Genomic DNA, 26,973 nt, shown 5'->3' with positions numbered 1-26,973 from the left:
CTTATGTTGAGTCAGGACGAGCGGGGTACAGTGACGTAATAGTAGTCAGAGTGTTTGAGCAAGTAAACATTTAATAGAAGGTTTATTGCATTTTATTTGAAACTTAAGCCGGCGCTTGTCGCCGACTTAGATATTTTGCCGTGGCGGCCAAGAGCTGTCTTGTTGTCGGGATGTTTGAATTATCGGCGCTGTCCACTGCGTCACTCGGGGAAAACCCAAGACACGCGAGGTGAGAAACCGGCGGACGGATGGGAGTGCCCCGTCGGTGCAACGAATACTGCAGTTTTGTCGCGCACTCGCTAGAATGGCTACCTTTGCGAAGTTCTGGAGTTTTCCCCTCATGCGCACTTTCCGGCTGGTGATTGCCTGCCCCGACCGCGTTGGCATCGTTGCCAAAGTCAGTAACTTTCTGGCGTCTTACAACGGTTGGATCACCGAAGCGAGCCATCACTCCGACAACCTCAGTGGTTGGTTCTTCATGCGTCACGAGATTCGTGCCGACAGCCTGCCGTTCGGCCTGGACGCCTTTCGTGAGGCGTTTGCCCCGATCGCCGAAGAGTTTTCCATGACCTGGCGGATCACCGACACCGAGCAGAAGAAGCGCGTGGTGTTGATGGCCAGCCGTGAATCCCATTGCCTGGCCGACCTGCTGCACCGCTGGCACAGCGATGAGCTCGATTGCCAGATCGCCTGCGTGATTTCCAACCACGACGACCTGCGCAGCATGGTCGAGTGGCATGGCATTCCTTATTACCATGTACCGGTGAACCCGCAGGACAAAGAGCCCGCGTTCGCCGAAGTGTCGCGCCTGGTCAAGCATCACGCCGCCGACGTGGTGGTACTGGCGCGCTACATGCAGATCCTGCCGCCGGAACTGTGCCGCGAGTACGCGCACAAGGTTATCAATATCCATCACAGCTTCCTGCCGTCGTTCGTCGGCGCCAAGCCCTATCACCAAGCATCCCTGCGGGGCGTGAAGTTGATTGGGGCGACTTGCCACTATGTAACCGAGGAGTTGGATGCCGGCCCGATCATCGAACAGGATGTGGTGCGTGTAAGTCACAGTGATAGCATCGAGGATATGGTGCGTTTCGGTCGCGATGTCGAGAAGATGGTGCTGGCCCGTGGCCTGCGTTATCACCTGGAAGATCGTGTGCTGGTGCACGGCAACAAGACCGTGGTGTTCTGACAGCCCGTTCATGGGCCTGGAGGCGTGGTGATGAGCGATCCACTCGACAAGGCAACGGCCAAGGCGCCACCGACCCTGGGGGAAGGTTGTCTGAGCCGTTACGACACCGAGGCCATGACGGACGAACACGGCACCGAGTTTTCCGGTGCCGCCGAGCTCTGGCAACAGTTGCGGGAAAAACAGGCCAAGGCCGACCCCCTCAAGCGCTGATTGCATCGCCTTGTGGGCGCGGAGCTTGCCCGCGAAGCTTTTTAGCGCTCTCACGGCCCTCTTCGCGGGCAAGCCCCGCTCCCACAAGGCTTTTCGGCGTCGCTTAAATCCTGAAGCTACCCACCAGATGCTTCAACCGGGCGGCTTGCTGTTCGAGGTCGGAGCAGGCCCGCAAGGTGGATTGCAGGTTTTCCACGCCTTCCTGGTTGAGGGTGTTGATCTCGCTGATGTCCATGTTGATCGACTCGACCACCGAGGTTTGCTCCTCGGTCGCGGTGGCGACGGACTGGTTCATGCCGTCGATTTCGCCAATGCGCTGGGTCACGCTGCTCAAGCGCTCGCCGGCCAGGTTGGCGATTTCCACGCTTTCCAGGCTGTGGCGCTGGCTATGGCCCATGGTGCCGACCGACTCCCGGGCGCCAACCTGCAATTCTTCAATCATGGTCTGGATTTGCTGGGCCGATTCCTGGGTGCGGTGAGCCAGGTTGCGCACCTCGTCCGCCACCACCGCAAAGCCACGTCCGGCTTCGCCGGCCCGGGCCGCCTCAATGGCGGCGTTGAGGGCCAGCAGGTTGGTTTGCTGGGAGATGCTGGTGATCACTTCGAGAATCTGCCCGATGTTCACCGTCTTGCTGTTCAACGATTCGATATTGGTGCTTGAGGTGGCGAGCATTTCCGACAGTTGGTGCATGGCCTTGATGCTGCGCTCCACCACCTGCTGACCGTCTTCGGCCAGGCCGCGTGCGTCGCTGGCCTGGTGCGAGGCCTGGGCGGCGTTGCGGGCGATTTCCTGGGCGGCGGCGCCCAACTGGTTGATGGCCGCGGCGACACTGTTGGTGCGATTGGCCTGCTCATCGGAGTTGTGCATCGATGAGTTGGAGGCGCTGACCACCCGCAGGGCCACTTCGTTGACCTGCTGGGTCGCCGAGGAGACTTCGCGGATCGAGGTGTGGATGCGTTCGACGAAGTGGTTGAAGGCGGTGCCAAGGATTCCGAACTCGTCCTGGGACTCGATCTTCAGGCGCCGGGTCAGGTCGCCTTCGCCGTCGGCAATATCCTGCATGGCGCGGGTCATCACGTGCAGCGGCTGCATCAGCGCGCGGATCAACAGACCAAGCAGGGCGATGATGATCAGCACGGCGACGGTCGTGGCGACCACCGCGGAGCTGCGGAATTTGCTGAGCATCGAAAAGGCCTTGTCCTTGTCCACGGACAGGCCGACATACCAACTGACCGAGGACAGGCCCTTGATCGGTGCGAAGGCGACGATGCGCGTTTTGCCATTGGCCTCGGTTTCGCTGATTTCGTTGCCGATGCGCGGGGTATCCTGGGGATAGGCGTCGCTGAGATTTTTCATCACCAGGGCTTTGTCCGGGTGCACCAGGATCTTGCCGTCGGCGCTGACCAGGAAGGCGTAGCCGTTGCCGTGGAAATTCAGCGCGTTGAGGCTGTCGGCGATGGCTTGCAGGCTCAGGTCGCCGCCCACCACGCCGATGCTCTGGCCGGCCTTGCGCACGGTGTTGACGATGGAGATCACCAACTGCCCGGATGCCAGGTCGATATAGGGTTCGGTCAGGGCCGAGTCGCTGCTGTTCTCGGCGCTTTTGTACCAGGGGCGGACGCGCGGGTCATAGCCGTCGGGCATCTTGCTGTCCGGACGGATCATGAAGCTACCGTCCTTGCTACCCAGATAGGCGCCCATGAAGGTGCTGGTGATGGCTTTCTGTTCCAGCAGGTTGGAGACGTTGGCAGGGTCGGCGTTGAGAGCGACCGACTGGGCCAGGTTTTCCACCAGCAGGCTGCGCCCGGTCAGCCAGGTCTGGATATTGTTGGCGGCGACGCCCCCCATCTCATGCAGATAACTGTTGAGATCGTCGCGGATCGCATTGCGTTGCAGATAGTCGTTGTACAGTGTGAAGAGCGCGAAGGCTGACAGAACGATCAGCGACGCGGCGAGCAGGATCTTGTGGCTGAATTTGAGATTTTTGTTCATGGGGTTCGAGGTCCGCTAAGGTATCTGGTGTCCAGGTAGGCGATCAAAGGTGGCGCGCAGGGCCGCGTTGAACGTAAGCTGATACTTCCTCTGCTCCTTAGGGATCAGCTCAGGGGAGGGCCGGAGGGTTGTTCTGATTGTTTTCTTGGTTGTCTTCCTGCTATCGGCCGCACAGGCGCAAAGATTAGCCAGGACCGCGCCGGGGAGGGGCGGCCTGATCCGTTCAGTCAGGGCCAGGCAGGCAACTCAGGTCTTGGGTTTGGCGTGGCTGGCCAGGCGCTCCAGGGCGGCGCGCAGGTTCGGATCGCTGATGCCATCGGCGGTGTCCTGGATGGTTTGTGCCGCATTGACGGACAAATCCATGGTGTGGCCCACCGCGCCCTGGGGGACGGTCGGCGGTTGCACCTTGAACAGGATGCGGGTCAGGCCGTCGAAGACGTCGAACGCCTGCAATTGCCGTTGCAGGCGTTTTTGCTGGTAGCGCAGGCGGGTTGCCCAGTGCCCGTCGGTGACGATCAGCAGCAGGCTGCCTTCCCGCCACGACGCCACGTGGCAGTGTTCGCGGGCGGCGGGTTGCAGTTGGCTTTCCAGCAGGCGCTGCAAATGAGCAAGGCGCTGGGCATGGCCGAAAATGGCTTTCAGTGGCTTGGCTTCGCGAAGCAGGGCGGCGGGCGCCCGGGCCGTGAGAGGGCGAAATGCCATGATTCAGACACCTGAAGAAACAGAGTCGCCATGGTAGCAGAAGCGCCCGCTCAACCTGCGGCCATTGATGTGAATCGTCTTTGGCCCTAAAGTCCGCGGTCAACGTCTGCGCTCGATGGCTTGAAGTTCGGGAAAAAGACCTTATTTTAGAGTGGCCCCGTCACAGCGCTGTGCCAGCATCGTGGATCAACGCCACTTTCCTCACCATCGTTTCCGGGTAGAATACTCGTTCGCATGCGGCCATGAGGGCTGCACGGGCGACTCACGGGGCCGCCCTCCATCCCTATGTGTGGAAGAACCTGCCGATATGTTTGCGCCTTTGTTAAAGAAACTTTTTGGAAGCAAGAACGAGCGTGAAGTCAAACGCATGCTCAAGACGGTACAGATCGTCAATGCCTTCGAAGAGCAAATGGTGGCCCTTTCGGACGAGCAGTTGCGTGCCAAGACCGGAGAGTTCAAGGCCCGCATAGCCCAAGGTGAGACCCTCGACAAACTCCTGCCCGAAGCCTTTGCGGTTGCCCGCGAAGCCGGCAAGCGGGTCATGGGCATGCGCCACTTCGACGTGCAGTTGATCGGCGGCATGACCCTGCATGAAGGCATGATCGCGGAAATGCGCACCGGTGAGGGTAAAACCCTGGTGGCAACCCTGGGTGTCTACCTCAACGCGCTGTCCGGCAAGGGCGTGCACGTGGTCACGGTGAACGACTACCTGGCTCGCCGCGACGCCAACTGGATGCGTCCGCTCTATGAATTCCTCGGCCTGACGGTCGGCGTGGTCACGCCGTTCCAGCCGCCGGAAGAGAAGCGTGCCGCCTACGCCGCCGACATCACCTACGGCACCAACAACGAATTCGGTTTCGACTACCTGCGCGACAACATGGCGTTCAGCATGGAAGAGAAGTTCCAGCGCGAGCTGAACTTCGCCGTGATCGACGAAGTCGACTCCATCCTGATCGACGAAGCCCGTACCCCGCTGATCATCTCCGGCCAGGCCGAAGACAGCTCGCGGCTGTACACCGAGATCAACAAGCTGATCCCGCGCCTCGTGCTGCACATCGAGGAAGTGGAAGGCGTGGTGACCAAGGAAGGCCACTTCACCGTCGACGAGAAGACCCGTCAGGTCGAGCTGAACGAAGCCGGTCACCAGTTCATCGAAGAGATGCTGACCCAGGTCGGCCTGCTGGCCGAGGGCGAGAGCCTCTATTCGGCCCATAACCTGGGCCTGCTGACCCACGTGTATGCCGGCCTGCGCGCGCACAAGCTGTTCCATCGCAACGTCGAATACATCGTCCAGGACGGCCAGGTGGTCCTGGTGGACGAACACACCGGTCGTACCATGCCCGGTCGTCGCCTGTCCGAGGGCCTGCACCAGGCCATCGAGGCCAAGGAAAACCTCAATATCCAGGCCGAAAGCCAGACCCTGGCGTCGACCACTTTCCAGAACTACTTCCGCCTCTATACCAAGCTGTCCGGCATGACCGGTACCGCCGACACCGAAGCGTTCGAGTTCCACCAGATCTACGGCCTGCAAGTGATGGTCATTCCGCCGAACAAGCCGTTGGCGCGCAAGGACTACAACGACCTGGTATTCCTCACCGCCGAAGAGAAGTACGCGGCGATCATCACCGATATCAAGGAGTCCCTGGCCCAGGGTCGCCCGGTGCTGGTGGGTACGGCGACCATCGAAACCTCCGAGCACATGTCCAGCCTGCTCAACCAGGAGAACATCGAGCACAAGGTCCTGAACGCCAAGTTCCACGAGAAGGAAGCGGAAATCATCGCCCAGGCCGGTCGCCCTGGCGCCCTGACCATTGCCACCAACATGGCCGGTCGTGGTACCGACATCCTGTTGGGCGGTAACTGGGAAGTCGAAGTGGCGGCGCTGGAAAACCCGACCCCCGAGCAGATCGCCCAGATCAAGGCCGACTGGCAGAAGCGCCACCAGCAGGTGCTCGAATCGGGCGGCTTGCAGGTGATCGCCTCCGAGCGTCACGAGTCCCGTCGTATCGACAACCAGTTGCGCGGTCGCGCCGGTCGTCAGGGTGACGCCGGTTCCAGTCGCTTCTACCTGTCGCTGGAAGACAGCCTGATGCGCATCTTCGCCTCGGACCGGGTGAAGAACTTCATGAAGGCCCTGGGCATGCAGCCGGGCGAGGCGATCGAGCACCGCATGGTGACCAACGCCATCGAAAAGGCCCAGCGCAAGGTCGAAGGCCGCAACTTCGATATCCGCAAGCAACTGCTCGAGTTCGACGACGTCAACAACGAACAGCGTAAAGTGATCTATCACATGCGTAACACGTTGCTGGCCGCCGATAATATCGGTGAAACCATCGCCGATTTCCGCCAGGATGTGCTCAACGCTACCGTCAGCGCCCATATTCCACCACAATCGCTGCCCGAGCAGTGGGACGTGGCGGGCCTGGAGTCGGCCCTGCAGAACGATTTCGGCGTGAAGCTGCCGATCCAGCAGTGGCTCGACGAAGACGATCACCTCTACGAAGAAACCCTGCGCGAGAAGCTGCTCAACGAGCTGCTGGCGGCATACAACGAAAAAGAAGAGCAGGCCAGCGCCGAAGCGCTGCGCACCTTCGAGAAGCAGATCGTGCTGCGCGTGCTCGACGACCTGTGGAAAGACCACCTGTCGACCATGGATCACCTGCGTCACGGCATTCACCTGCGCGGTTATGCGCAGAAGAACCCGAAGCAGGAATACAAGCGCGAGTCGTTCACTCTGTTCTCCGAGCTGCTGGACTCCATCAAGCGCGATTCGATTCGCGTCCTGTCCCACGTCCAGGTGCGTCGCGAGGACCCGGCCGAGGAAGAGGCGCGCCTGCGTCAGGAAGCCGAAGCCCTGGCCCAGCGCCTGCAGTTCCAGCACGCTGAGGCGCCGGGTCTGGACGAGCCGGAAGTTCTCGGTGAAGAAGTCGATGTTGCCCTGGCCACCGCGCCGGTGCGCAACGAGCAGAAACTGGGCCGTAACGAACTGTGCTACTGCGGTTCGGGCAAGAAGTACAAGCATTGCCATGGTCAGATCAGCTAAGTCCTTGCGGGTCTGAACCCTGAAATACCCGCGCCGCGACCGGCATGCCGTCGCGGCGTTTTTCCATTTGAAACACTGTCGCTTGTGACGGCAGTGCAGACATCACATTGAAAGGAGCGCATTCATGGCTGTTGGTCTTGGTCCTTTGCCCACATTGCACCCGGTTGCCGGTTTTGAACTCGGTATCGCCTCGGCCGGTATCAAGCGCCCGGGGCGCAAGGATGTGGTGGTCATGCGCTGTGCCGAAGGCTCCACGGTGGCGGGGGTGTTCACCCTCAATGCGTTTTGCGCGGCGCCCGTGATCCTGGCCAGGCAACGTGTCCAGGGCAACGTGCGTTATCTGTTGACCAACACCGGCAATGCCAACGCCGGGACCGGCGAGCCGGGCCTGGTCGCCGCCGCGCGGACCTGCGCCAAGCTGGCCGAGTTGACCGGGGTCGACGCCAGCGCCGTGCTGCCGTACTCCACCGGGGTGATCGGCGAGCCGTTGCCGGTGGAAAAAATCGAAGGGGCGTTGCAGGCGGCCCTGGATGACCTGTCCGTGGACAACTGGGCTGCGGCCGCCACCGGGATCATGACCACCGACACCCTGCCCAAGGGCGCCAGCCGCCAGTTCCAGCATGATGGCGTGACCATCACCGTCACCGGGATCAGCAAGGGGGCGGGGATGATCCGTCCGAACATGGCGACCATGCTCGGCTATATCGCCACCGACGCCAAGGTTTCCCGCGAGGTGTTGCATAACCTGATACTGGACGGCGCCAACAAATCGTTCAACCGCATCACCATCGATGGCGACACCTCGACCAACGACTGCTGCATGTTGATCGCCACCGGTCAGGCCGCCCTCGCGGAAATCACCGAGGCTCGTGGGCCGTTGTTCGAAGCGCTGAAAAAGGCCGTGTTCGAAGTGTGCATGGAGGTGGCCCAGGCCATCGTCCGCGACGGCGAAGGCGCGACCAAGTTCGTCACCGTCGCCGTCAATGGCGGCGCCAATCACCAGGAATGCCTGGATGTCGGTTACACCGTGGCGCATTCACCGCTGATCAAGACCGCGCTGTTCGCCTCCGATCCGAACTGGGGCCGGATCCTCGCCGCCGTCGGCCGTGCCGGCGTGCCGGAGCTGGATGTGAGCAAGATCGATGTGTTCCTCGGTGAAGTCTGCATCGCCAGCCGCGGCGCGCGTGCCGCGAGCTACACCGAAGAGCAGGGGTCGGCGGTGATGGCCCGGGAAGAGATCACCATTCGTATTGAACTGGGTCGCGGTGAGTGCAGTGAAACCATCTGGACCACCGACCTGTCCCACGAGTACGTGAAGATCAACGCGGAATACCGCACCTGATCCACAGGTCCTGCGCAGGAGATTGCAACGTGAAACGCATCCATGTGGCGGCCGCGGTTATCCGTGGCGTCGACGGCCGCATTCTGATAGCCCGGCGGGCGGATACCCAGCATCAGGGCGGTCTCTGGGAGTTTCCCGGTGGCAAGGTCGAGGACGGCGAAGCCGTCCAGGTGGCCCTGGCCCGCGAACTCCAGGAGGAACTGGGTATTGTGGTCAGTGCCGCCCGGCCGCTGATCAAGGTGCGCCACGATTACCCGGACAAGCAGGTTCTGCTGGATGTCTGGGAGGTTTCGGCCTTTACTGGCGAACCCCACGGTGCCGAGGGGCAGCCGCTGGCTTGGGTCACCGCACGGGAACTGGCGGACTACCAGTTTCCGGCGGCCAACCAGCCGATAGTCGCGGCGGCCCGTTTACCGGCTGAGTACCTGATTACCCCGGATGGCCTGGACACCCCGCAGTTGCTCAAGGGGATCCAGAAGGCGATTGCCGGCGGGATCAGGCTGGTTCAACTGCGTGCGCCGAACGGCTATGACCCGCAATATCGCGACTTGGCGGTGGATGCGGTGGGGCTGTGTGCGGGCAAGGCGCAGTTGATGCTCAAGGGACCCTTCGAATGGCTGGGGGATTTCCCTTCGGCGGGTTGGCACCTGACGTCGGCGCAGTTGCGCAAATACGCCAGTGCCGGGCGTCCACTGCCGGCGGATCGCTGGTTGGCCGCTTCGTGTCATAACGTTGAAGAGTTGGCGTTGGCCGAGCAGATGGGCGTGGATTTTGTCACGTTGTCGCCCGTGCAACCGACACAGACCCATCCGGATGCGCAGCCGCTGGGTTGGGAGCAGGCCGGGCAGTTGATCGCCGGGTTCAACAAGCCGGTGTATCTGCTGGGCGGGGTTGGACCGGACGAGCGCTCGTTGGCCTGGGAAACCGGCGCGCAGGGCGTCGCCGGCATTCGGGCGTTCTGGCCGTAATAACGACGGTTCAGGTGCCCCGCGAACTTGTGGTGAGCGGGCTTGCCCGCGCTGGGGTGCGAAGCGCCCCTAAAACCAGCTAACGCGGTCTGTCGGACAAACCGAGGTGATCGGTTTTACGACTGCTGCGCAGTCGAGCGCGGGCAAGCCCGCTCGCCACAGAATTGAGCCCGGCTGCTGGTTCAATGCTGTTCGATCTTCAGTGAGAGACCGGCTTTTTTGCCGCCTCCCACAATACTTCGGCGATCTTCTCGCGCCGTGCAATCAACCGCGCCGCGACGAACAGCAGATCCGACAGTCGGTTGATATAAGCCAGCCCAACCTCACCCAAAGGTTCCACTGCATTCAACTGCTGGCACCGCCGTTCGGCGCTGCGCGCCTGGCTGCGACAGACATGCGCCTGGGCAATCAACATCGAGCCGCCAGGCAGGATGAAGTTTTCCAACGGCCCCAACTCTTCGTTCCAACGATCGATGGCGTTTTCCAGGCGCTGGACCTCGGCGGCGTCGAGGGCCTGGTAAGTCGGCATCGCCAGTTCACCGCCGAGATCGAACAGGCGATGTTGAATGGGGGTCAGCACCTCGATCAGCTCATTGAGCTCTGGATGGATCACCACCAGCTCCGCCAACCCGGCCAGTAGCAATCCCAACTGGCTGTTGAGCATATCGACTTCGCCGATGGCTTCGATCCGTGGATGGTCCTTCGGCACCCGACGCCCATCGCCCAGTCCCGTTTCCCCGGCGTCGCCGGTGCGTGTGTAAATCTTCGACAGACGAAAACCCATGCTCAAGACTCCGCTTTGCTCAGTTCGGGAAGCGCCGTCTGACTGCCGGCCAAGGGCAGACGCAGGGTGACGCAGGTGCCCGCGCCCGGCGTCGATTGCACTTCCATCTGGCCTTTGTGGTTGTTGGTGATGATGAAATAGGACACCGACAGGCCCAGCCCGGTGCCCTGGCCGATTTCCTTGGTGGTGAAGAAGGGTTCGAAGGTGCGTTTGCGGATGTGTTCCGGCATGCCGACGCCATTGTCCTCGACCTGGATCTCGGCCCAGGGCGGATTCAAGCGGGTGCGCAGGGTAATGCGTCCGGGTTCGCTGTCGTTCTCGCGCTGGTGGATGGCCTGGGCGGCGTTTTTCAGCAGGTTCAGCAACACCTGCTCCAGCTCGTTGGCGGTGCCCGGGACCGGGCCCAGTTGCGGGTCGAACTGGCGGATGATCGCCTGGCCCTTGAAGTCGAAACCGATGGTCAGGTCGAAGTCGTTGCCGGCGATGTCCACCGCCTGGTCGATCAGTGCCGGCAGATCGCAGGGGGCCATCTCGCGGTTGCTGCGCCGGCTGAAGCTGAGCATGTGGGTGACGATTTTCGCCGCCCGCGCGCCGGCCTGCTGGATGCCGTCAAGCAGTTGCGGCACCTCGCGACTTTGCAGGTAGCGGTTGACGGTGTCCAGGTCGATGCCGGCCTGCTGTGCATACTCCAGGTTCTTCGGCAGCTCCTTTGACAGGCGCCGACGGATATTCTGCACGTTGTGCAGAATGGCCCCCAGGGGGTTGTTGATTTCGTGGGCCATGCCCGCCGCCAGGCCGCCGACCGAGAGCATCTTCTCCGATTGCACCATCATTTCCTCCAGTGACAGGCGCTGCGAGATGTCATCGATGCGAATCACCACGCCGCGTCCGGCGCCGCCCATCAATGGGTAGAAGGTCAGGGCATAGTGGCGGGCCTCGTCATCCTTGATCCAGGTCACCCGTTCGATCTTCGTCACACTGTGTTGCTCGACGGTTTCCTTGAGTTGCGGCAGGAACGGCTTGAGCGGTTCGAAGGCGAGGAAAATCGGCTGGTTCAGCGCTTCGTCCAGCGGCGTGCCGGACAGGGCGCTGGCCTCCTGGTTCCACTGGGTGACATAGAGCTGCTCGTCCAGGGCGATCAGCGCCGAGGGCATGGAGTCGATGATGCTGTTGAGGTAGTTCTGGAAGCCCGTGAGCTTTTTCTCGATCTTGCTGCGCACCTGGACTTCGAGTTCCAGCTTGCGGTTGGTGTGGCGGGTTTCCTCGGCCAGCCCCTGGGCCTGGTCATAGGCGGCCTGGGAGTCGTCGCGGGCGCGTTTGAGCTGCTGCTCCCGGGCCTCGATCCGCGACAGCATGGTATTGAAGGCTTCGGCCAGGCTGCCGATCTCGTCGTGGTTGCCACGCGGGGCTCGCAGCGCGTAGTTCTCTTCACGGGTGACCTGGCGCGAGAGTTCTTCGAGCTCGTGGATTGGCCGGGTGATCAGGCGCTTGATCTGGCGGGCAATGATCAGCCACAACAGGATACTGAAGGTCAGGATACCGAGGCTGGCGGTCAAGGTGCCGGTATAGAAGGCCACCGGTAGTTCACTGCTGGCTACCAGCAGCAGGTGTCCGGGGGCTGCGCCGGGGCGCGGCATGTCGATGACCTGGTTGCTGCGAAACTCTGTCAGGCGCCAGGCTTCGATGTGACGAAAGCGCTCCGGCAGGTTCAGGTGATCGCCGTGTTGCAGTTGTGCCATGCGATTGCCTGGGCCGTCATAAATCGCGGCGGCGCGCAGCGGCGAGTAGCTGTCGAGTTCGTGGAGCAGGGCTTCGGCGGCTTGCGGGGAGTCAAGGGCCTGGCTGACCAGGCTTGGGTTCGACACCAGTCGACCAATGGTTTGCAAGGCCTGGGGCGCCATGCTCTCCTGGGAGATCCAGTAGGCGGCGCCGATGAATGTCAGGTTGGCGACCAGCAGCACGGTGGTCAGCAGGACCAACAGGGCGGCGAGAAGTTTTTGGCCGACCGGCAGGTTTTCGAGGCGCTGGCGCAGAGGCATCGGTTGTCCTGTTTCGAGAGACGAAGGGAAGCGGGCAGGGGGCTACCGCCAAGCCTTCCTTGAGTGTACCAAACTCAGGATTTACCGGAACGCCGCGAAGAGGCCGTTGAGGCCACCAAAAGCTGTGGGAGCAGGATTCATCCGCGAAGAGGTCGTTGAGGCCACAAAAAGCTTCGTCGGAACGCCGCCCGGACCAAGCACCGCTCCCACATCCATGGTGACCTACTCATCTATGATGACCCACTCAGGTACTGGGCAAACCCTTTGCCATCAGATGAGCCACCAGCCGGTTGTACAGGCGGCTCAGGTGCGGCAGGTTGCGGTGATGGCGTGCCGCCGCCGAGCAAGCATAGCCCAGCAGGTAGCCGATTTCGGTACGTCGCCCCTGAGCGACGTCCTGATGCATGGAGGAATAGTTCGCCGCCGTGGCCTGGATCACCCGTTCCACTTCGCTGTGCAAGTCCAGGGCGGCGGCCGGCTGGCCGCAGCATTCGAGCAGCTCGGCCAGTTCGGCGCAGAGTGTGGCGACTTCACAATGATGTTCCAGCAAGCCGCCGTTGCGGCAATCGTAGAGCACCGTCAGCGGGTTGATGGCGCAGTTGAGCGCCAGCTTGCGCCAGAGCCGGGTGAGGATCTGGGTGTTCCATTCATGGGGAATGCCAGCCAGTGTCAGGTCATCGAGCCAGTACGGTGGCTGGGGGTGGGCGACATCCCCCAGCCAGGTGAAACCGTGACCGGCGAACACCACGCGCCAGTCACCATCGCGAAAGGCGCCTTCGGTACTGGAGGCGAACAGGCAGCGCGCGTGCGGTGCCCGGGCCGCGACCGCGTCCTGGCTGCCAAGGCCGTTTTGCAGCAGCACCAGTTCGGCGCCGGGGGTGAGCCGTGCAGCGAGGCGGGCCACCGCGGCTTCGGCGTCGTAGGCCTTGCAGGCAACCAGCAAGCGCTCGATGGGGGTGTCGGCGTCGAGGCTCTGGGCGGGAATCGCAAAGCGTTGTTCCTGGCCTTGTTCGATCAGGGTCAGGCCGCCTGCCGCCTCATACGCCGCCAGCCGCGCGGTATCGCGCAGAATAAGCTCGACCGGCAGGCCAGCCCTGGCCAACCGGGTGGCCCACAGGCTGCCCAGGCTGCCGGCGCCCAGTACATGCCAGTGGGTGCTCATCAGCTGCGGGCCGGCAAGCGTTTGGCGCTGACCGTGCCGGCGGTATAGGACTCGAGCAGCAGTTGCTCGGCTTCGTCGAACAGGGTTTGCGGGTCCAGCGGGAAGCACTTGTTGTCCAGGCCGACCAGACTGATGCCGGCCTTGAGCTCAATGGGGCCGGCGTTGGTCATGAAGGTCTTGAGGTTCAGACCGTCGTGCAGGCGCTTGAAGCTGCTGGGCGCGCATTCCTGAAGGTCGGGCGGCAGGGTCATCAGGACGAAATGCCGCTCATCCAGGCGGGCCAGCACGTCCAGTGGGCGCACCAACTGTTGCAGGCGGCGGGCGATGGCTTGCAGCAGTTCGTCGTAGAGATCGTTACCATATTGGCGTTGTAGCAATTCGGCCTGTTCGATACCGATCAGCAGATAGCAGATGGCGCCGCCACGGGCCTGGACCTGGCGCAAGCTGTCGACGAGTTTCTGGCGCAGATAGCGGGCATTGCCCAGGCCGGTCAGGGAGTCCACCAGGTTGCGCTGCTCGAGGCTCGCGATATTCTGGCGCAGCAGGCGGTTTTCCTGGCGCAGGCGCTGCAAGGTGTTGCACAGGCGGTCGGCGGCGAGCACGCGGGTCAGCAGGTGGCGCTCGACATCGAGCGGGGCGAGCAGGTCGTCGATGTCGTTGTCCGAGGTTTCGTCCAGCAGGATCGCGGGTGATTGTTCGCTGATCAGCAGCACATAGGTGTAGTGATCGTTCATCTCGTCCCGTTGCCGGACCTTGGCGGCCAGCGCCAGGCCCGCGTTGCCCGCGCAGATCAGCAGGCTGGTGGCCCGCTGGTCGAGCTGCTCGAGTGCCAGGACGCTGTCATTGGCCTGACGGATGTCCTGATAACCCGCGCGCTGGAGGCTGCCGCCCAAGGTACTGCTGGCCAGATTCTCGTCACTCACCAGCAAAATGCTCAGATCCGGGTTCGGCATGGGTGACTCACAAGTGAATGAGTGGGAAGAACCGCTATAATGCTCGCGGATTTTAACCGTCAAACCTGGCGCGCTCCATCGGTATTGAGTGGCGCCGATTTAATTTTGGAGAAAAACGATGCCGTCGTTCGACGTGGTATCCGAACTGGACAAGCACGAAGTCACCAACGCCGTCGAGAACGCCGTCAAGGAGCTGGACCGTCGTTATGACCTCAAGGGCAAGGGCTCCTTCGAGTTCAAGGAAAAAGAACAGACCATCACCTTGACCGCCGAGGCCGAGTTCCAGCTCGAAGCCATGCTGGAGATTCTGCGCATGGCCCTGGTCAAGCGCAAGATCGACGTCCGGTGCCTGGAAATCAAGGATGCCTACGCCTCCGGCAAGCTGATGAAGCAGGAAGCGACCTTCAAGGAAGGTATCGACAAGGACACGGCGAAGAAAATCGTCGCCCACATCAAGGACGCCAAGCTCAAGGTCCAGGCCGCCATCCAGGGCGAGCAGGTGCGGGTCACCGGCAAGAAGCGCGACGACCTGCAGGAGGCCATTGCCAACCTGCGGGCCAAGGAATTCGACGTACCGCTGCAATTCAACAATTTCCGCGACTGATCTAGTCTGTCAGGGAACCTCTGGGAGTTATCGGCGTCGGAGGGCCCAGCCACGGTGAAACGATGGGCCGCATGGCGCGGCCAGCGTTTTGCCGGGTCATCGCATGGTAACCGGAGAGAACAATGGATTTGAACGCGCAAGTGGATCACCTGGTCAAGGCCTCGGAAGCCTGGATCCCGATGATCATGCAATACGGCAGCCGTGTGTTGCTGGCCATCGTCACCCTGTGCATCGGTTGGTGGTTGATCAACAGCCTGACCCACCGCGTGGGCAAGCTGCTGGCGTTGCGCAATGCCGACCTGGCGCTGCAGGGGTTTATCAGCAGCCTGGCGAACATCATCCTCAAGGTACTGCTGATCGTCAGCGTCGCCTCGATGATCGGTGTGGAGACCACCTCCTTTGTCGCGGCCATCGGTGCGGCGGGCCTGGCCATCGGCCTGGCGTTGCAGGGCAGCCTGGCGAACTTCGCCGGTGGGGTCTTGATCCTGTTGTTCCGGCCGTTTCGTATCGGTGACACGATCACCGCGCAAGGGGTGACCGGGACGGTCGACAGTATCCAGATTTTCCATACCATCCTGCGCACGGGTGACAACCAGACGGTGATCATGCCCAACGGCAACCTGTCGAACGGCATCATCACCAACGCCAACCGTCAGGCCACCCGCAAGGTGGTGTTCGATGTCGGCGTGGATTTCCAGGCGAATCTGCAGGATGCCCGCGCGGTGCTGCTGGAGATGGCGAAGGATCCCCGGGTGTTGGCCGATCCGGCGCCGGCGGCGGTGGTTGCGGCGCTGGGGGCGCACTCGATCACCATGTCGTTGCGGGTGTGGGTCAATACCGCCGATTACGGCGATGTGTTGTTCCTGTTCAATGAGCTGGCACGGGACCGCCTGAAAGCGGTGGGGATCGAGATTCCGTTTCCGCAACAGGTGGTGCGGATGCTGCAGGAAGAGTCGGCGAAGTAATCTCGAGGTGGGTGCCTGGCCGCAGGCCGGGCATCAAGGGAGCAAGAATGCTGGACTGACGATGTGAATGCCATTTTGATAGCGCGCGACCCCTTGTGGGAGCCTGGCTTGTCGGGACGCCGCATCGCAGCGAAGAGACCCTCAAGCCTGGCGACAATTGCGTGAGCTGCGCAATCTCTTGTCGGTGCGGCCGGTCGACGTTCGATTGCCAGCGATGGCGGTGGTGAATGTGACGCCGGAATCGCGAGCAAGCTCGCTCCTACAGGTTTTGCGGCGTTTTCAATATTCACGTATTCAACGAGTGGCACTGGGGCGAAAGCTCTTTTTTTGTGCCCGTAGTCAAGGAGGGGCGGCTGATTATGATGTTTGTTATTCATTAGTTAGCTATCAGGTTCCGGACTAAACGTCGATGCAATAAAAAAGGCCCATCACCAGGATGGGCCTTTCTTCAAACGAGTGTCACATCATCAAGCAAGTAATCAGGTGATTACAGGATGGTGATTGGGTACTCGGTGATCAGACGGAACTCGTTGACGTTGCCTTCTGCGTCATCCGCATTGCCGCGGTGCCAAGCTTGGCGTGCACGGAAGGACAGGTCTTTCAGAGGACCAGACTGTACGACGTACTTGGCTTCCAAGTTGGTTTCGAAGTGGTGACCGTTTGAACCGTAGCTATTACCCGCGTAAGGGGTATTAGCTGCGATCTTGCTACCATCGATACCTGTACCGTGGACATAACGAGCCATGAAGCTCAGACCTGGGATACCGTACTCAGCCATTTTGATGTCATAACGAGCCTGAATGGATTTCTCGTTAGGACCGTTGAAGTCGGAGTACTGAATCGAGTTTGCCAGGAAGATCGAGTCGCCACCTTGGTGGCCGGGCACCCCATTAGACATGCCACGTTCTACACCGATGTAGTCGAATGGCGTGTCACCGTGCACCTTCTGGAAGGCCAGGGTAACGGTGTGTGCTTTGAGGAACGAGTAAGCCGCTGCCAGCGAGTAAGTGGTGTTACTGATATCACCTGCCAGCGCCCTACCGGTATCGTTGGTGCGATAGAGGTTGAAGTCGAAGTTCAGGCTTTGATCACTAGCCATTGGCAGGGTGTAGTTGACGTTGGTGTAGTACTGGTTCCAGACATCCTCGAGCTTGGCACCGTACAGGGAGGCAGTCAGGTTGTCATTGATGGCATATTTGCCACCCATATAGTCGATGCTCTTGGCCCGAACGTGAGTGTAGGCGGTAGTCAGAGTGCCCTGAAGAGTGGTGTAGTCCGAGCTGCTGCCACCGTAAAAATGACCGGCTTCGAGATCCAGGTCTTTGACTTCACTGCTCTGCAGTTCAAAACCACGGGCGGTTTGCTGGAACAGACGGCTGCCGCCTACGGCGAATACTGGCGAAGTGGTAGGAGTGAAGTCGCCGAATTTCAGCTGGGTTTTGGAGAAGCGAACACGGACATCCGCGCCTGCTTTACCAAAGCTGTTGTTGACGCCACTTGCGCCGTGACTCAGGTTACCGGTACCTACATGGTCGTCAGTGCCGTCAAGCTTGAAGCCGGCATCGCCGAAGACATCTACACCTACGCCGACAGTACCTTGGGTATAGCCAGAGCTGAATTTGCCCAGTACACCTTGAGTCCAGTCTTTCTGGTCGTTGTTACCGTGATCTTGATTGGTCCGGTTGAAGTAGTAGTTCTTCAGAACTACACCAGCCGAAGCACCTTCAACAAAACCCTTGGCATCAGCCTGAGAGGTTACGAACGGTTCGGCCATGGCCAGTTGGGTGCCTGCTGCGGAAACAGCCAGGGCGATCATGCTCCACTTCATCACGCGCATCGTGATTTGCTCCTTTGGTTTAGGAAGAGTACTGCCGTCCCACCTGTATTTTTGTCTGGGCGGCTCTTTCTTTTTTGTGTCGGCGCAAACTTATATCACGCCGACAAACTTGGCGATACTTGCACACCTATCCTTGCGGCTTCTTTACGACCCTGTCGCAAAAAGCTAGCTCCATGTCGCAAATTCACAGCCCATATATCACAGGCCGTACAACTTCAGCGCCGTTTTCAAGCGCATGAGCATAGAAGGAAAGCATCTATGTTCAAGCCCTGAACGCTCCATGGTCGCACCGTTCAGCGTTGTTACGATGTCGCAGGGGCTTCAGCATCCGGGCCGGCCCTCTGTCGCGACTATTTACTCACCGATGCAACAAGCATGCACAAAGTGAAAAAAACGTTAGAAAAAATTCACCGGCCCGCCTCATCGCGCTGAAACCCTTATGAAACCTAGGGTGGCTGCCGTTTTCTCTAGCTCTTGACGTACTGCTTTTCCTTGTGCTGCTAATCCATTGAAAATCCATGGAAAGCGAAAAACGTTACCGGTCCACACTCTGACTGGGTAGTCGGGGGTGAGGTGTGCACTAATAGTAGCCGTAGTGTGCGGTTTTGGTGCAAAAAGCTGATCGGCAGTTTCCCTGTGGGCAGCGAGTACCGGCAAGCAGTCCTCCCTTATCCCTTGAGTCAGCTGTTGCGCTCGATGACGTAGGTCAAGAATTTCAGAAAAAGGTGACATTTTTGTGGTGGCGTGGGTTTCTTCTGGTCGATGTGTAAATTTGTGGTGTTTCTTGCGCCAAAAAAGCGCTGCCTGTTCCATCCTGGCGCGGCTTGTGCTCTTTATTCGCGCATTTTCGACCGGTGCCCGCCTGGCTCGTGAATCGACGGCCAATCACGGGTATCCTGATGGCCTGTCGCCGGGCGTTCGCCGGGCACAAACCTACCCGTCCCGCAGGAGTATTCACGGTGTTCGTTCTCGATTCGCGCCTTCAACAAGACACCTTGCCGATGGCGGACCTGCCGCTGTGCCGCGTGCTGCTGTCCAATGATTCGAATTACCCCTGGTTCATCCTGGTGCCAAGGCGTGCGGATATCAGTGAAGTGTTTCAACTGGAAGTGGCCGATCAGGCGCAGCTGTGGCGCGAGACCACGGAGCTGGCGCAGGTGCTCCAGCAGGTTTTCCAGGCGGACAAGATGAATGTCGCGGCCTTGGGCAATGTGGTCAGTCAGCTCCATATGCATGTGATCGTCCGTCGGCGCGACGATGTGGCATGGCCGGCACCGGTCTGGGGCAAGCATCCGGCCCGGCCTTATAGCGACGAGGAGGTCGCCACGATTCGCGAACAGTTGCGCGTGGCGTTCCAGCATGATGAACATTTTGTTCCGGTGAGCGTATGAACACTGAAGATCGCGTGACCGAACTGGAAAGTCGCCTGGCGTTTCAGGATGACACCATTCAATTGCTCAATGATGTACTGGTGGAGCAGCAGCGCGTGGTCGAGCGCCTGCAATTGCAGATGGCGGCGCTGCTCAAGCGCCATGAGGAAATGATGGGACAGTTCGAGTCTTTCGAGGAAGAAGCGCCGCCGCCTCATTATTGATCAAAGGCTGGACCATAAAAAACGCGAGGCAGCCAGGCTGCCTCGCGTTTTTTTGTGGGCGCTCAGCGACGCGGCAGGGCTGCGATCACGTCTTCGGCCTGCAGGCCCTTGTCCCGGTTCATCACCGAGAACTCCACGCGCTGGCCTTCGACCAGGACGCGGTGGCCTTCGCCACGGATGGCGCGAAAGTGCACGAAAATATCATCGCCGGAATCGCGCGAGATAAAGCCGAAACCCTTGGAGGTGTTGAACCACTTGACGGTGCCGGTATCGCGATTGCTCATGTCGTAGTTGTGGGAAGCCGCCGCCGGGGCCGATTTCTTGTAGAAACTCACCGCCAGGTGCAGCAGTACGGCAAGCACGGCGGCCAGCAGACTCGGGAGCACGGCGGGTTGGCCGCCGATCAGGGTCAGAGGGGCGAGCAGGGTGAGGATTTGCAGTGCCACGGCGACGATCAGCAGGATGCTGACCAGGATTTGCAGTTGATGCCGTGGGCCCTTGTTCCAGTAGGGAATGACTGGCGCGAGGGTCAGGTTGAGCAAGCCGAAGAATGCCAGGTACAGCGCATCGGGTTGTTGCAGGTAAGGCAGGGCTTCGGATCGCAGGCTGGGGATAAAGGACAGCAGCAGGGCAACAGCGCCCGTTAGCAGGTGGACGATTTTCAACATTTTGATTGACTCACTCAAGACGGATCACAAGGAAGAGCGGGTGGCACACGGTTCGCTTCTGGAAAAAAGGTGAGGCGTTGGGCACGTGTGGGCATCCGCCTATGCGCCTCTGCCAGAGATTCGACAGTGACGACACAGCCTCTATTTAACAGCAAAGCCCATGCCTTCTCAAACTTCGGCGCCTGGCCGCTGTCGGAGAGTTTGCCGCGGGACTGGGTCGGATTCGGCAAGGTCCGCGAGCCAGACGCTTGCAAGGGCGGGCAAGGCGGATTTGTCGTGGTGGTTCCGGCACTGCAAGTTGCAGGCATTTGCTAGAGTGGTCCTGCGCCTTCGAAGACGATGTTCATTCTGATAAAGGGAGTACATATGGCTATTGATATCGGTATCAGCGAAGCGGACCGCAAATCCATTGTTGAAGGTCTTTCGCGTCTTTTGTCGGATACCTACGTGCTTTATCTGAAAACCCACAACTTTCACTGGAATGTCAGCGGGCCGATGTTCCGCACGCTGCATTTGATGTTCGAAGAACAATACAACGAGTTGGCCCTGGCGGTGGACCTGATCGCCGAACGCATTCGCGCCCTGGGTTTTCCGGCGCCGGGGACCTACTCCACCTATGCCCGGCTGTCCTCCATCAAGGAGGAAGAAGGGGTACCCAGTGCCGAGGAAATGATCAAGCAGCTTGTGCAAGGCCAGGAAGCGGTCACGCGCACGGCGCGCGGGCTCTTTCCGTTGCTGGACAAAGTCAGCGATGAGCCCACCGCGGACCTGCTGACCCAGCGCATGCAAGTGCATGAGAAAACCGCCTGGATGTTGCGTGCCCTGCTGGAGGGCTGAGCTCGCCCGGGCATGAATGAAGCCGCCGCGGTTTCGTTCATGGCGTGAGTCTTCCCATCCGGGATGCAGGGTGCGGCGCAAGCGTTCGCCTGCACCCTGTCCCGGGCTTTTCGTTGTTCTCCTTTATTTAATGGACCCTTCCTACAGAGGCTGTAGTGCAGTCTGCTGGATAGGGTTTTTTACTTAATGTTTTATGTCAGGAGGTTTGCCAGGAGCGCCTTTATTCAAAGGTGTGTAGCGACGGAGTGCGATGAAAATGGTTCAGTGGGTGGGGCATGAAGTGGGGAGTTCCGGTTGTTTGCGCAAGACCCGGGTGGATCCCCTGTTGCTGGATTTCGATATTGGATTGGCAAAACCGGTTTCGCGTTCGGTGCGTTTGAATGGTTTTGCCACCTGCTTGCGTCTGGAGGAGGTTTATTGGAAGGTATTGGCCGATATTGCCAGTACCCATGACTGTACGGTCAATGCCTTGCTGTCCAATGTCGATATGGAAGTTCACCTGCGATATGGCGGGGTGAAGAATTTCAGTGGCTTGATTCGGGTGGTGTGTGTCGTGCATCTGCTGACATTGGGCGGTTTATCCCGGGCGATATAGGCCTGGCCGGGCGTCTCGGTGGATTCACGCGGTGGCCTGGGCTGAGGCAGTGACCGGTCCACGGCTGCAAAGGCTCGATTTAACGGATATAATCCCGCTCTTTGCTGCATGGCCCGTCCCGGGCTCGGGCAGCAGTGATGCCGTTATCTGATTGCCGAGACGCCCCATGCCCATGTACGACTACCAATGTGCTTCCTGCGCTCATCAACTGGAAGCCATTCAAAAGATCAGTGATGCACCGCTGGTCGACTGCCCGGCCTGCCAGGCACCGCAATTGAAGAAAATGCTCTCCATGCCGGGTTTCCGCCTGAGCGGTACCGGCTGGTACGAGACGGATTTCAAGACCGGCAGCAAGAAAAACCTGGCCGGTGGCGATAAAGCCGACTGAAATAAGCGACACGAGCGGGCGCTTGTCGCGTTGCCAGGACAAGACCTCCACCGAATTCGAATGACTAGAAGCGAACCACGACCATGATGCGCAGCCACTATTGCGGCCAACTGAACGAGAGCCTGGAAGGCCAGGAAGTCACCCTTTGCGGATGGGTCCACCGTCGTCGCGACCATGGCGGGGTGATTTTCCTCGATATCCGTGACCGCGAAGGTCTGGCCCAGGTGGTCTTCGACCCGGATCGCGCCGATACCTTCGCCGCCGCCGATCGCGTGCGCAGCGAGTATGTGGTCAAGATCACCGGCAAGGTACGCTTGCGTCCGGCCGGTGCCGGCAATGCCAACATGGCCTCCGGTGCGATCGAAGTGCTGGGCTATGAGCTGGAAGTGCTGAACGAAGCGGAAACCCCGCCGTTCCCGCTCAACGAATACTCCGATGTCGGCGAAGAAACCCGCCTGCGCTATCGTTTTATCGACCTGCGTCGTCCGGAAATGCTCGAGAAGCTGCGTCTGCGTTCGCGCATGACCACCAGCATTCGCCGCTACCTGGACGAAAACGGCTTCCTCGACGTCGAAACCCCGATCCTGACCCGTGCGACCCCCGAAGGCGCCCGTGACTACCTGGTGCCGAGCCGCACCCATGCCGGCAGCTTCTTTGCCCTGCCGCAATCGCCGCAGTTGTTCAAGCAACTGCTGATGGTGGCCGGCTTCGACCGTTACTACCAGATCGCCAAGTGCTTCCGCGACGAAGACCTGCGTGCCGACCGCCAGCCGGAATTCACCCAGATCGACATCGAGACCAGCTTCCTCGATGAAAAAGACATCATGGGCCTGACCGAAGGCATGATCCGCAACCTGTTCAAGGAAGTGCTGGGTCTGGAGTTCGGTGAGTTCCCGCACATGACCTGGGACGAGGCCATGCGTCGCTACGGCTCCGACAAACCGGACCTGCGTATCCCGCTGGAACTGGTGGACGTTGCCGACCAGCTCAAGGACGTTGAATTCAAGGTGTTCAGCGGCCCGGCCAACGACCCGAAATGCCGCGTGGCCGCCTTGCGCGTCCCGGGTGCGGCGAGCATGCCGCGCAGCAAGATCGACGAGTACACCAAGTTCGTCGGCATCTACGGGGCCAAGGGCCTGGCGTACATCAAGGTCAACGAACGCGCCAAGGGCGTTGAAGGCCTGCAGTCGCCGATCGTCAAGAACATCCCCGAGGCCAACCTCAACGTGATCCTTGATCGCGTTGGCGCGGTCGATGGCGATATCGTGTTCTTCGGTGCCGACAAGGCCAAGATCGTCAGCGAAGCCCTGGGCGCGTTGCGGATCAAGGTCGGCCACGACCTCGAGCTGCTGACCTGCGAGTGGGCGCCGATGTGGGTCGTCGACTTCCCGATGTTCGAAGAGAACGACGACGGTAGCTTCACCGCCTTGCACCACCCGTTCACCGCGCCGAAGTGCTCGCCGGAAGAACTGGAAGCCAACCCGGCCACCGCGCTGTCCCGTGCCTACGACATGGTCCTGAATGGCACCGAGCTGGGCGGCGGTTCGATTCGTATTCACCGCAAGGAAATGCAACAGGCGGTGTTCCGTCTGCTGGGTATCAGCGAAGCGGAACAGGAAGAGAAGTTCGGCTTCCTGCTCGACGCGTTGAAATACGGCGCGCCGCCCCACGGTGGCCTGGCCTTCGGCCTCGATCGCCTGGTGATGCTGATGACCGGCGCGCAGTCGATCCGCGAAGTGATCGCGTTCCCGAAAACCCAGAGCGCGGCCTGTGTCATGACCCAGGCGCCAGGGGCGGTGGACGCCAATGCCTTGCGCGACTTGCATATCCGCCTGCGCGAAACCCCCAAGGCAGAGTAAGACGGACCCGAGGGCGCATCCACTGGATGCGCCTTTTTTCAAGGTCGAGACTTTTTATTGTTGGCCGCTGTCCCAGGGCAGGGCGGACAATGTTTCATTGCAATGTTTCAAAGAGCATTCGGAGCGAGTTATGGCAGGTCATTCCAAGTGGGCGAACATCAAGCACCGCAAAGAACGTCAGGATGCCAAGAAGGGCAAGATCTTCACCAAGTGGATTCGTGAGCTGACCGTTGCCGCTCGTCAGGGCGGTGGTGATCCGGGCTCCAATCCACGCCTGCGCCTGGCGCTGGACAAGGCCCTCGGCGCCAATATGAGCCGCGATATCATCGATCGCGCGGTGGCCCGTGGTGCCGGTGCGGCCGACACCGACGATATGGTCGAACTGAGCTACGAAGGCTACGGCCCCGGCGGCGTCGCGGTGATGGTCGAGTGCATGACCGACAACCGCAACCGCACCGCGGCGGCCGTGCGCCACGCGTTCAGCAAATGTGGCGGTAACCTGGGGACCGACGGTTCCGTGGCCTATCTGTTCGAACGCAAGGGGCAGTTGTCCTTCGCGCCGGGCATCGATGAGGACGCGCTGATGGAAGCGGCGATGGAAGCCGATGCCGATGACGTGGTGACCCACGACGACGGCTCGATTGACGTGTTTACCTCGTTCGCCGGCTTCTATACGGTGCGTAACGCCCTGGACGCGGCGGGGTTCAAGGCGGCTGACGCGGAAATCGTCATGCTGCCGACCACCAGTGCCGAGCTCGATCTGGAGGGCGCGGAAAAGGTGCTCAAGCTGATCGACATGCTCGAGGACCTGGACGACGTGCAGAACGTCTACTCCAATGCCGATATTCCCGAATCGGTGGCCGAACAGCTCGGCTGACCCAAGCGCAGGCACTATGACTTTGATTCTTGGTATCGACCCCGGTTCGCGTATCACCGGCTATGGTGTGGTGCGCGATACCGGGCGTGGCTGCGTATATGTGGCGTCGGGTTGTATCCGCACCGGCAGTGGCGAACTGCACGAGCGTTTGCAGATCGTCTACCGCAGTGTCCGCGAGGTGATCCAGACCTACGGTCCGGTAACCATGGGCATCGAAAAGGTGTTCATGGCGAAAAACGCCGATTCGGCGCTCAAACTCGGTCAGGCGCGGGGCGCGGCCATTGTCGCCGGCGCCGAGGAAAACCTCGAGATCGCCGAGTACACCGCGACCCAGGTCAAGCAGGCCGTGGCCGGCACGGGCGGCGCCAACAAGGAGCAGGTGATGATGATGGTCATGCATTTGCTCAAACTCACCACCAAGCCGCAAATAGACGCCTCGGATGCCCTGGCGATTGCCCTGTGCCATGCGCACACCCGCTCCAGTCTCTTGCCCCATGGCCTGGGCGCTGCACGGAGCCGTGGCGGTCGCCTGCGTCTCTGATAGCATCATCGTCTCAAACAATTTTGCTGGTCGATAGTGCCCCACCGGACAAGGTAGTGCGCTATCGTTCCGAGTCGTCAGCCACTGGTCTGGCCAGAAAGTAAGGATCTGATACGTGATTGGACGTTTGCGCGGCACCCTGGCTGAAAAACAGCCGCCGCACCTCATCCTTGATGTGAATGGCCTCGGCTATGAGCTGGAAGTGCCGATGACCACGCTTTACCGCCTGCCGTCGGTCGGCGAGCCGCTGACCCTGCACACGCATCTGGTTGTGCGCGAGGATGCCCAGTTACTCTATGGCTTCTTCGGCAAGCGCGAGCGCGACTTTTTCCGCGAATTGATCCGGCTCAATGGCGTCGGGCCGAAGTTGGCCCTGGCACTGATGTCGAGCCTGGAGGTCGACGAACTGGTGCGTTGCGTGCAGGCCCAGGACACCTCGGCGCTGGTGCGGGTGCCCGGCGTTGGCAAGAAGACCGCCGAGCGCCTGCTGGTCGAGCTCAAGGATCGCTTCAAGGCCTGGGAAACCGTGCCGAGCATGTTTGCCCTGGTGCCCAACCAGCCAGACGGCGTGGCCGCGGTGCCGGTGGCCAGCGCGGAAACCGATGCGGTCAGTGCGCTGATTTCCCTGGGCTACAAGCCTCAGGAGGCGAGCAAGGCGGTGTCGGCGATCAAAGACAAAGGCCTGAGCAGCGAAGACATGATTCGTCGCGCCCTGAAGGGAATGATCTAAGTGATTGAAGCCGACCGTTTGATTACCGCCTCGGGCGGACGCGACCGCGAGGAAATCCAGGATCGCGCCATCCGGCCGTTGAGCCTGGCCGAGTACATCGGCCAGCCGACGGTCAAGGAGCAGATGGAGCTGTTTATCCAGGCGGCGCGCGGGCGCGGCGAATCCCTTGATCACACCCTGATCTTCGGCCCGCCGGGCCTGGGTAAGACCACCCTGGCCAATATCATCGCCCAGGAAATGGGCGTGTCGATCAAGAGCACTTCGGGGCCGGTATTGGAACGGGCCGGAGACCTGGCGGCGCTGCTGACCAATCTCGAGCCTCACGATGTGCTCTTTATCGATGAAATCCATCGCCTGTCGCCCGTCGTCGAGGAAGTCCTGTACCCGGCGATGGAGGACTTCCAGCTCGATATCATGATCGGCGAAGGCCCGGCGGCGCGCTCGATCAAGCTCGATCTGCCGCCCTTTACCCTGGTCGGCGCCACCACGCGCGCCGGCATGTTGACCAATCCCTTGCGTGACCGCTTTGGTATCGTCCAGCGTCTTGAGTTCTATAGCATCGCGGACCTGGCGATCATCGTCACTCGCTCGGCGGGCATTCTCGGCTTGCCGCTGGACCCTGAAGGTGCCTTCGAGATCGCCCGACGGGCCCGTGGTACGCCGCGGATCGCCAACCGTTTGTTGCGTCGGGTACGCGACTTCGCCGAAGTGCGGGCCAAGGGCCATATCACCAAGGCCGTGGCGGACCTGGCCTTGAACCTGCTGGATGTCGACGAACATGGTTTCGATCACCAGGACCGGCGTCTGCTGTTGACCATGATCGAGAAATTCGACGGCGGTCCGGTCGGCGTGGACAGCCTGGCGGCGGCGATCAGCGAGGAGCGGCATACCATCGAGGATGTACTCGAGCCCTACCTGATCCAGCAGGGCTATATCATGCGCACGCCCCGTGGACGGGTGGTGACCCGGCATGCCTATCTGCACTTTGGTTTGAACATTCCGTCACGCTTGGGTGAAATGCCCGTGGTAGACGAGTTTCTGGATGCGCTGGACGAGTAATGGCAGGATCGGGGCTGATTTATTCGCGGTTTGC

25 protein-coding genes are annotated in these 26,973 nt (G+C 60.6%); 17 read left to right on the top strand and 8 right to left on the bottom strand.

All coding sequences use genetic code 11. The annotated features are described in order from the left end of the window. Positions 1–340: 340 nt before the first annotated feature. Complete coding sequence (purU, locus tag PFEN_RS12740; RefSeq protein WP_191487181.1) at positions 341–1,189, top strand: formyltetrahydrofolate deformylase; 849 nt, start codon at positions 341–343, stop codon at positions 1,187–1,189. A 30-nt stretch (positions 1,190–1,219) separates the two neighbouring features. Further along, positions 1,220–1,399 carry a hypothetical protein gene (locus tag PFEN_RS12735; RefSeq protein WP_191487180.1) on the top strand — a complete coding sequence of 60 codons (180 nt, stop codon included), beginning with the start codon at positions 1,220–1,222 and terminating at the stop codon, positions 1,397–1,399. A 103-nt stretch (positions 1,400–1,502) separates the two neighbouring features. Here PFEN_RS12735 and PFEN_RS12730 read toward each other — a convergent pair whose 3' ends face one another. Then, positions 1,503–3,392 carry a methyl-accepting chemotaxis protein gene (locus PFEN_RS12730; RefSeq protein ID WP_191487179.1) on the bottom strand — a complete coding sequence of 630 codons (1,890 nt, stop codon included), beginning with the start codon at positions 3,390–3,392 and terminating at the stop codon, positions 1,503–1,505. Between the two features lie 246 nt (positions 3,393–3,638). After that, a complete protein-coding gene (locus PFEN_RS12725) occupies positions 3,639–4,094 on the bottom strand; it encodes a DUF721 domain-containing protein (RefSeq protein WP_191487178.1) in 456 nt (151 codons plus the stop codon). A 307-nt stretch (positions 4,095–4,401) separates the two neighbouring features. Here PFEN_RS12725 and secA point away from each other — a divergent pair, with 307 nt between their 5' ends. The 3 genes from secA to PFEN_RS12710 all read left to right on the top strand — a co-directional run bounded on the left by secA (position 4,402) and on the right by PFEN_RS12710 (position 9,447). Continuing rightward, positions 4,402–7,137: a preprotein translocase subunit SecA gene (gene secA / locus PFEN_RS12720; protein WP_191487177.1), complete on the top strand. Its 2,736-nt coding sequence runs from the start codon at positions 4,402–4,404 to the stop codon at positions 7,135–7,137. Between the two features lie 124 nt (positions 7,138–7,261). After that, on the top strand, positions 7,262–8,479 hold the full coding sequence (argJ, locus tag PFEN_RS12715) for a bifunctional glutamate N-acetyltransferase/amino-acid acetyltransferase ArgJ (protein WP_191487176.1): 1,218 nt from the start codon (positions 7,262–7,264) through the stop codon (positions 8,477–8,479). A gap of 29 nt (positions 8,480–8,508) precedes the next feature. After that, positions 8,509–9,447, top strand: coding sequence for a Nudix family hydrolase (locus tag PFEN_RS12710; RefSeq protein WP_191487175.1), 939 nt, complete (start codon positions 8,509–8,511; stop codon positions 9,445–9,447). A gap of 199 nt (positions 9,448–9,646) precedes the next feature. Here the strand turns inward: PFEN_RS12710 and PFEN_RS12705 are convergent, their stop codons facing one another. From PFEN_RS12705 to PFEN_RS12690, 4 genes are all read right to left on the bottom strand, one after another. Further along, a complete protein-coding gene (locus PFEN_RS12705; protein WP_191487174.1) occupies positions 9,647–10,231 on the bottom strand; it encodes a cob(I)yrinic acid a,c-diamide adenosyltransferase in 585 nt (194 codons plus the stop codon). A 2-nt stretch (positions 10,232–10,233) separates the two neighbouring features. Next, the gene (locus PFEN_RS12700) at positions 10,234–12,270 is read right to left on the bottom strand and encodes an ATP-binding protein (protein WP_191487173.1); all 2,037 of its coding nucleotides are present in this window, start codon (positions 12,268–12,270) and stop codon (positions 10,234–10,236) included. A 244-nt stretch (positions 12,271–12,514) separates the two neighbouring features. Then, entirely contained in the window at positions 12,515–13,432 is a 918-nt protein-coding gene (locus tag PFEN_RS12695; protein ID WP_191487172.1) for a putative 2-dehydropantoate 2-reductase, read from the bottom strand. Further along, complete coding sequence (locus tag PFEN_RS12690) at positions 13,432–14,385, bottom strand: diguanylate cyclase domain-containing protein (protein ID WP_191487171.1); 954 nt, start codon at positions 14,383–14,385, stop codon at positions 13,432–13,434. Before PFEN_RS12690 ends, PFEN_RS12695 begins: the two co-directional genes overlap by 1 nt. A 118-nt stretch (positions 14,386–14,503) precedes the next feature. Between PFEN_RS12690 and PFEN_RS12685 the strand changes: the two genes are divergently transcribed. Continuing rightward, complete coding sequence (locus PFEN_RS12685) at positions 14,504–14,989, top strand: YajQ family cyclic di-GMP-binding protein (protein WP_191487170.1); 486 nt, start codon at positions 14,504–14,506, stop codon at positions 14,987–14,989. A gap of 122 nt (positions 14,990–15,111) precedes the next feature. Further along, entirely contained in the window at positions 15,112–15,954 is an 843-nt protein-coding gene (locus PFEN_RS12680) for a mechanosensitive ion channel family protein (RefSeq protein ID WP_191487169.1), read from the top strand. A gap of 487 nt (positions 15,955–16,441) precedes the next feature. On the opposite strand, the gene PFEN_RS12675 is transcribed toward PFEN_RS12680, so the two are convergent. Further along, positions 16,442–17,791: an OprD family porin gene (locus PFEN_RS12675; protein ID WP_191487168.1), complete on the bottom strand. Its 1,350-nt coding sequence runs from the start codon at positions 17,789–17,791 to the stop codon at positions 16,442–16,444. 959 nt (positions 17,792–18,750) lie between these two features. Here PFEN_RS12675 and PFEN_RS12670 point away from each other — a divergent pair. Both PFEN_RS12670 and PFEN_RS12665 read left to right on the top strand, forming a co-directional pair. Next, entirely contained in the window at positions 18,751–19,182 is a 432-nt protein-coding gene (locus tag PFEN_RS12670; RefSeq protein WP_191487167.1) for an HIT domain-containing protein, read from the top strand. Then, on the top strand, positions 19,179–19,385 hold the full coding sequence (locus tag PFEN_RS12665) for a SlyX family protein (RefSeq protein ID WP_191487166.1): 207 nt from the start codon (positions 19,179–19,181) through the stop codon (positions 19,383–19,385). Before PFEN_RS12670 ends, PFEN_RS12665 begins: the two co-directional genes overlap by 4 nt. Before the next feature lie 62 nt (positions 19,386–19,447). Here the strand turns inward: PFEN_RS12665 and PFEN_RS31190 are convergent, their stop codons facing one another. Then, positions 19,448–20,053, bottom strand: a complete 606-nt coding sequence (locus PFEN_RS31190) for a cold-shock protein (RefSeq protein WP_191487165.1) — start codon at positions 20,051–20,053, stop codon at positions 19,448–19,450. Between the two features lie 366 nt (positions 20,054–20,419). On the opposite strand from PFEN_RS31190, the gene PFEN_RS12655 reads away from it, so the two are divergent. The 8 genes from PFEN_RS12655 (at position 20,420) to ruvB (ending at position 26,939) form a co-directional block, all read left to right on the top strand. Next, positions 20,420–20,890 carry a Dps family protein gene (locus tag PFEN_RS12655; RefSeq protein ID WP_100938823.1) on the top strand — a complete coding sequence of 157 codons (471 nt, stop codon included), beginning with the start codon at positions 20,420–20,422 and terminating at the stop codon, positions 20,888–20,890. Positions 20,891–21,146: 256 nt separating this feature from the next. Then, positions 21,147–21,485 (top strand): ribbon-helix-helix domain-containing protein, encoded by a 339-nt coding sequence (locus tag PFEN_RS12650; RefSeq protein WP_191487481.1) that lies wholly within the window; start codon positions 21,147–21,149, stop codon positions 21,483–21,485. Positions 21,486–21,651: 166 nt separating this feature from the next. Next, positions 21,652–21,873: an FmdB family zinc ribbon protein gene (locus tag PFEN_RS12645; RefSeq protein WP_191487164.1), complete on the top strand. Its 222-nt coding sequence runs from the start codon at positions 21,652–21,654 to the stop codon at positions 21,871–21,873. 83 nt (positions 21,874–21,956) lie between these two features. After that, positions 21,957–23,732 (top strand): aspartate--tRNA ligase, encoded by a 1,776-nt coding sequence (gene aspS / locus PFEN_RS12640; protein ID WP_191487163.1) that lies wholly within the window; start codon positions 21,957–21,959, stop codon positions 23,730–23,732. Between the two features lie 130 nt (positions 23,733–23,862). Beyond that, on the top strand, positions 23,863–24,609 hold the full coding sequence (locus PFEN_RS12635) for a YebC/PmpR family DNA-binding transcriptional regulator (RefSeq protein ID WP_191487162.1): 747 nt from the start codon (positions 23,863–23,865) through the stop codon (positions 24,607–24,609). A gap of 16 nt (positions 24,610–24,625) precedes the next feature. After that, the gene (ruvC, locus tag PFEN_RS12630; protein ID WP_100938827.1) at positions 24,626–25,150 is read left to right on the top strand and encodes a crossover junction endodeoxyribonuclease RuvC; all 525 of its coding nucleotides are present in this window, start codon (positions 24,626–24,628) and stop codon (positions 25,148–25,150) included. 115 nt (positions 25,151–25,265) lie between these two features. Beyond that, the gene (gene ruvA, locus PFEN_RS12625) at positions 25,266–25,880 is read left to right on the top strand and encodes a Holliday junction branch migration protein RuvA (RefSeq protein WP_191487161.1); all 615 of its coding nucleotides are present in this window, start codon (positions 25,266–25,268) and stop codon (positions 25,878–25,880) included. Beyond that, positions 25,881–26,939 carry a Holliday junction branch migration DNA helicase RuvB gene (gene ruvB / locus PFEN_RS12620; protein WP_191487160.1) on the top strand — a complete coding sequence of 353 codons (1,059 nt, stop codon included), beginning with the start codon at positions 25,881–25,883 and terminating at the stop codon, positions 26,937–26,939. Positions 26,940–26,973 lie beyond the last annotated feature (34 nt).

Source organism: Pseudomonas sp. FEN (assembly GCF_904067045.1).
Classification (GTDB): domain Bacteria; phylum Pseudomonadota; class Gammaproteobacteria; order Pseudomonadales; family Pseudomonadaceae; genus Aquipseudomonas.
This window is presented reverse-complemented; position numbering and strand designations above follow the sequence as displayed.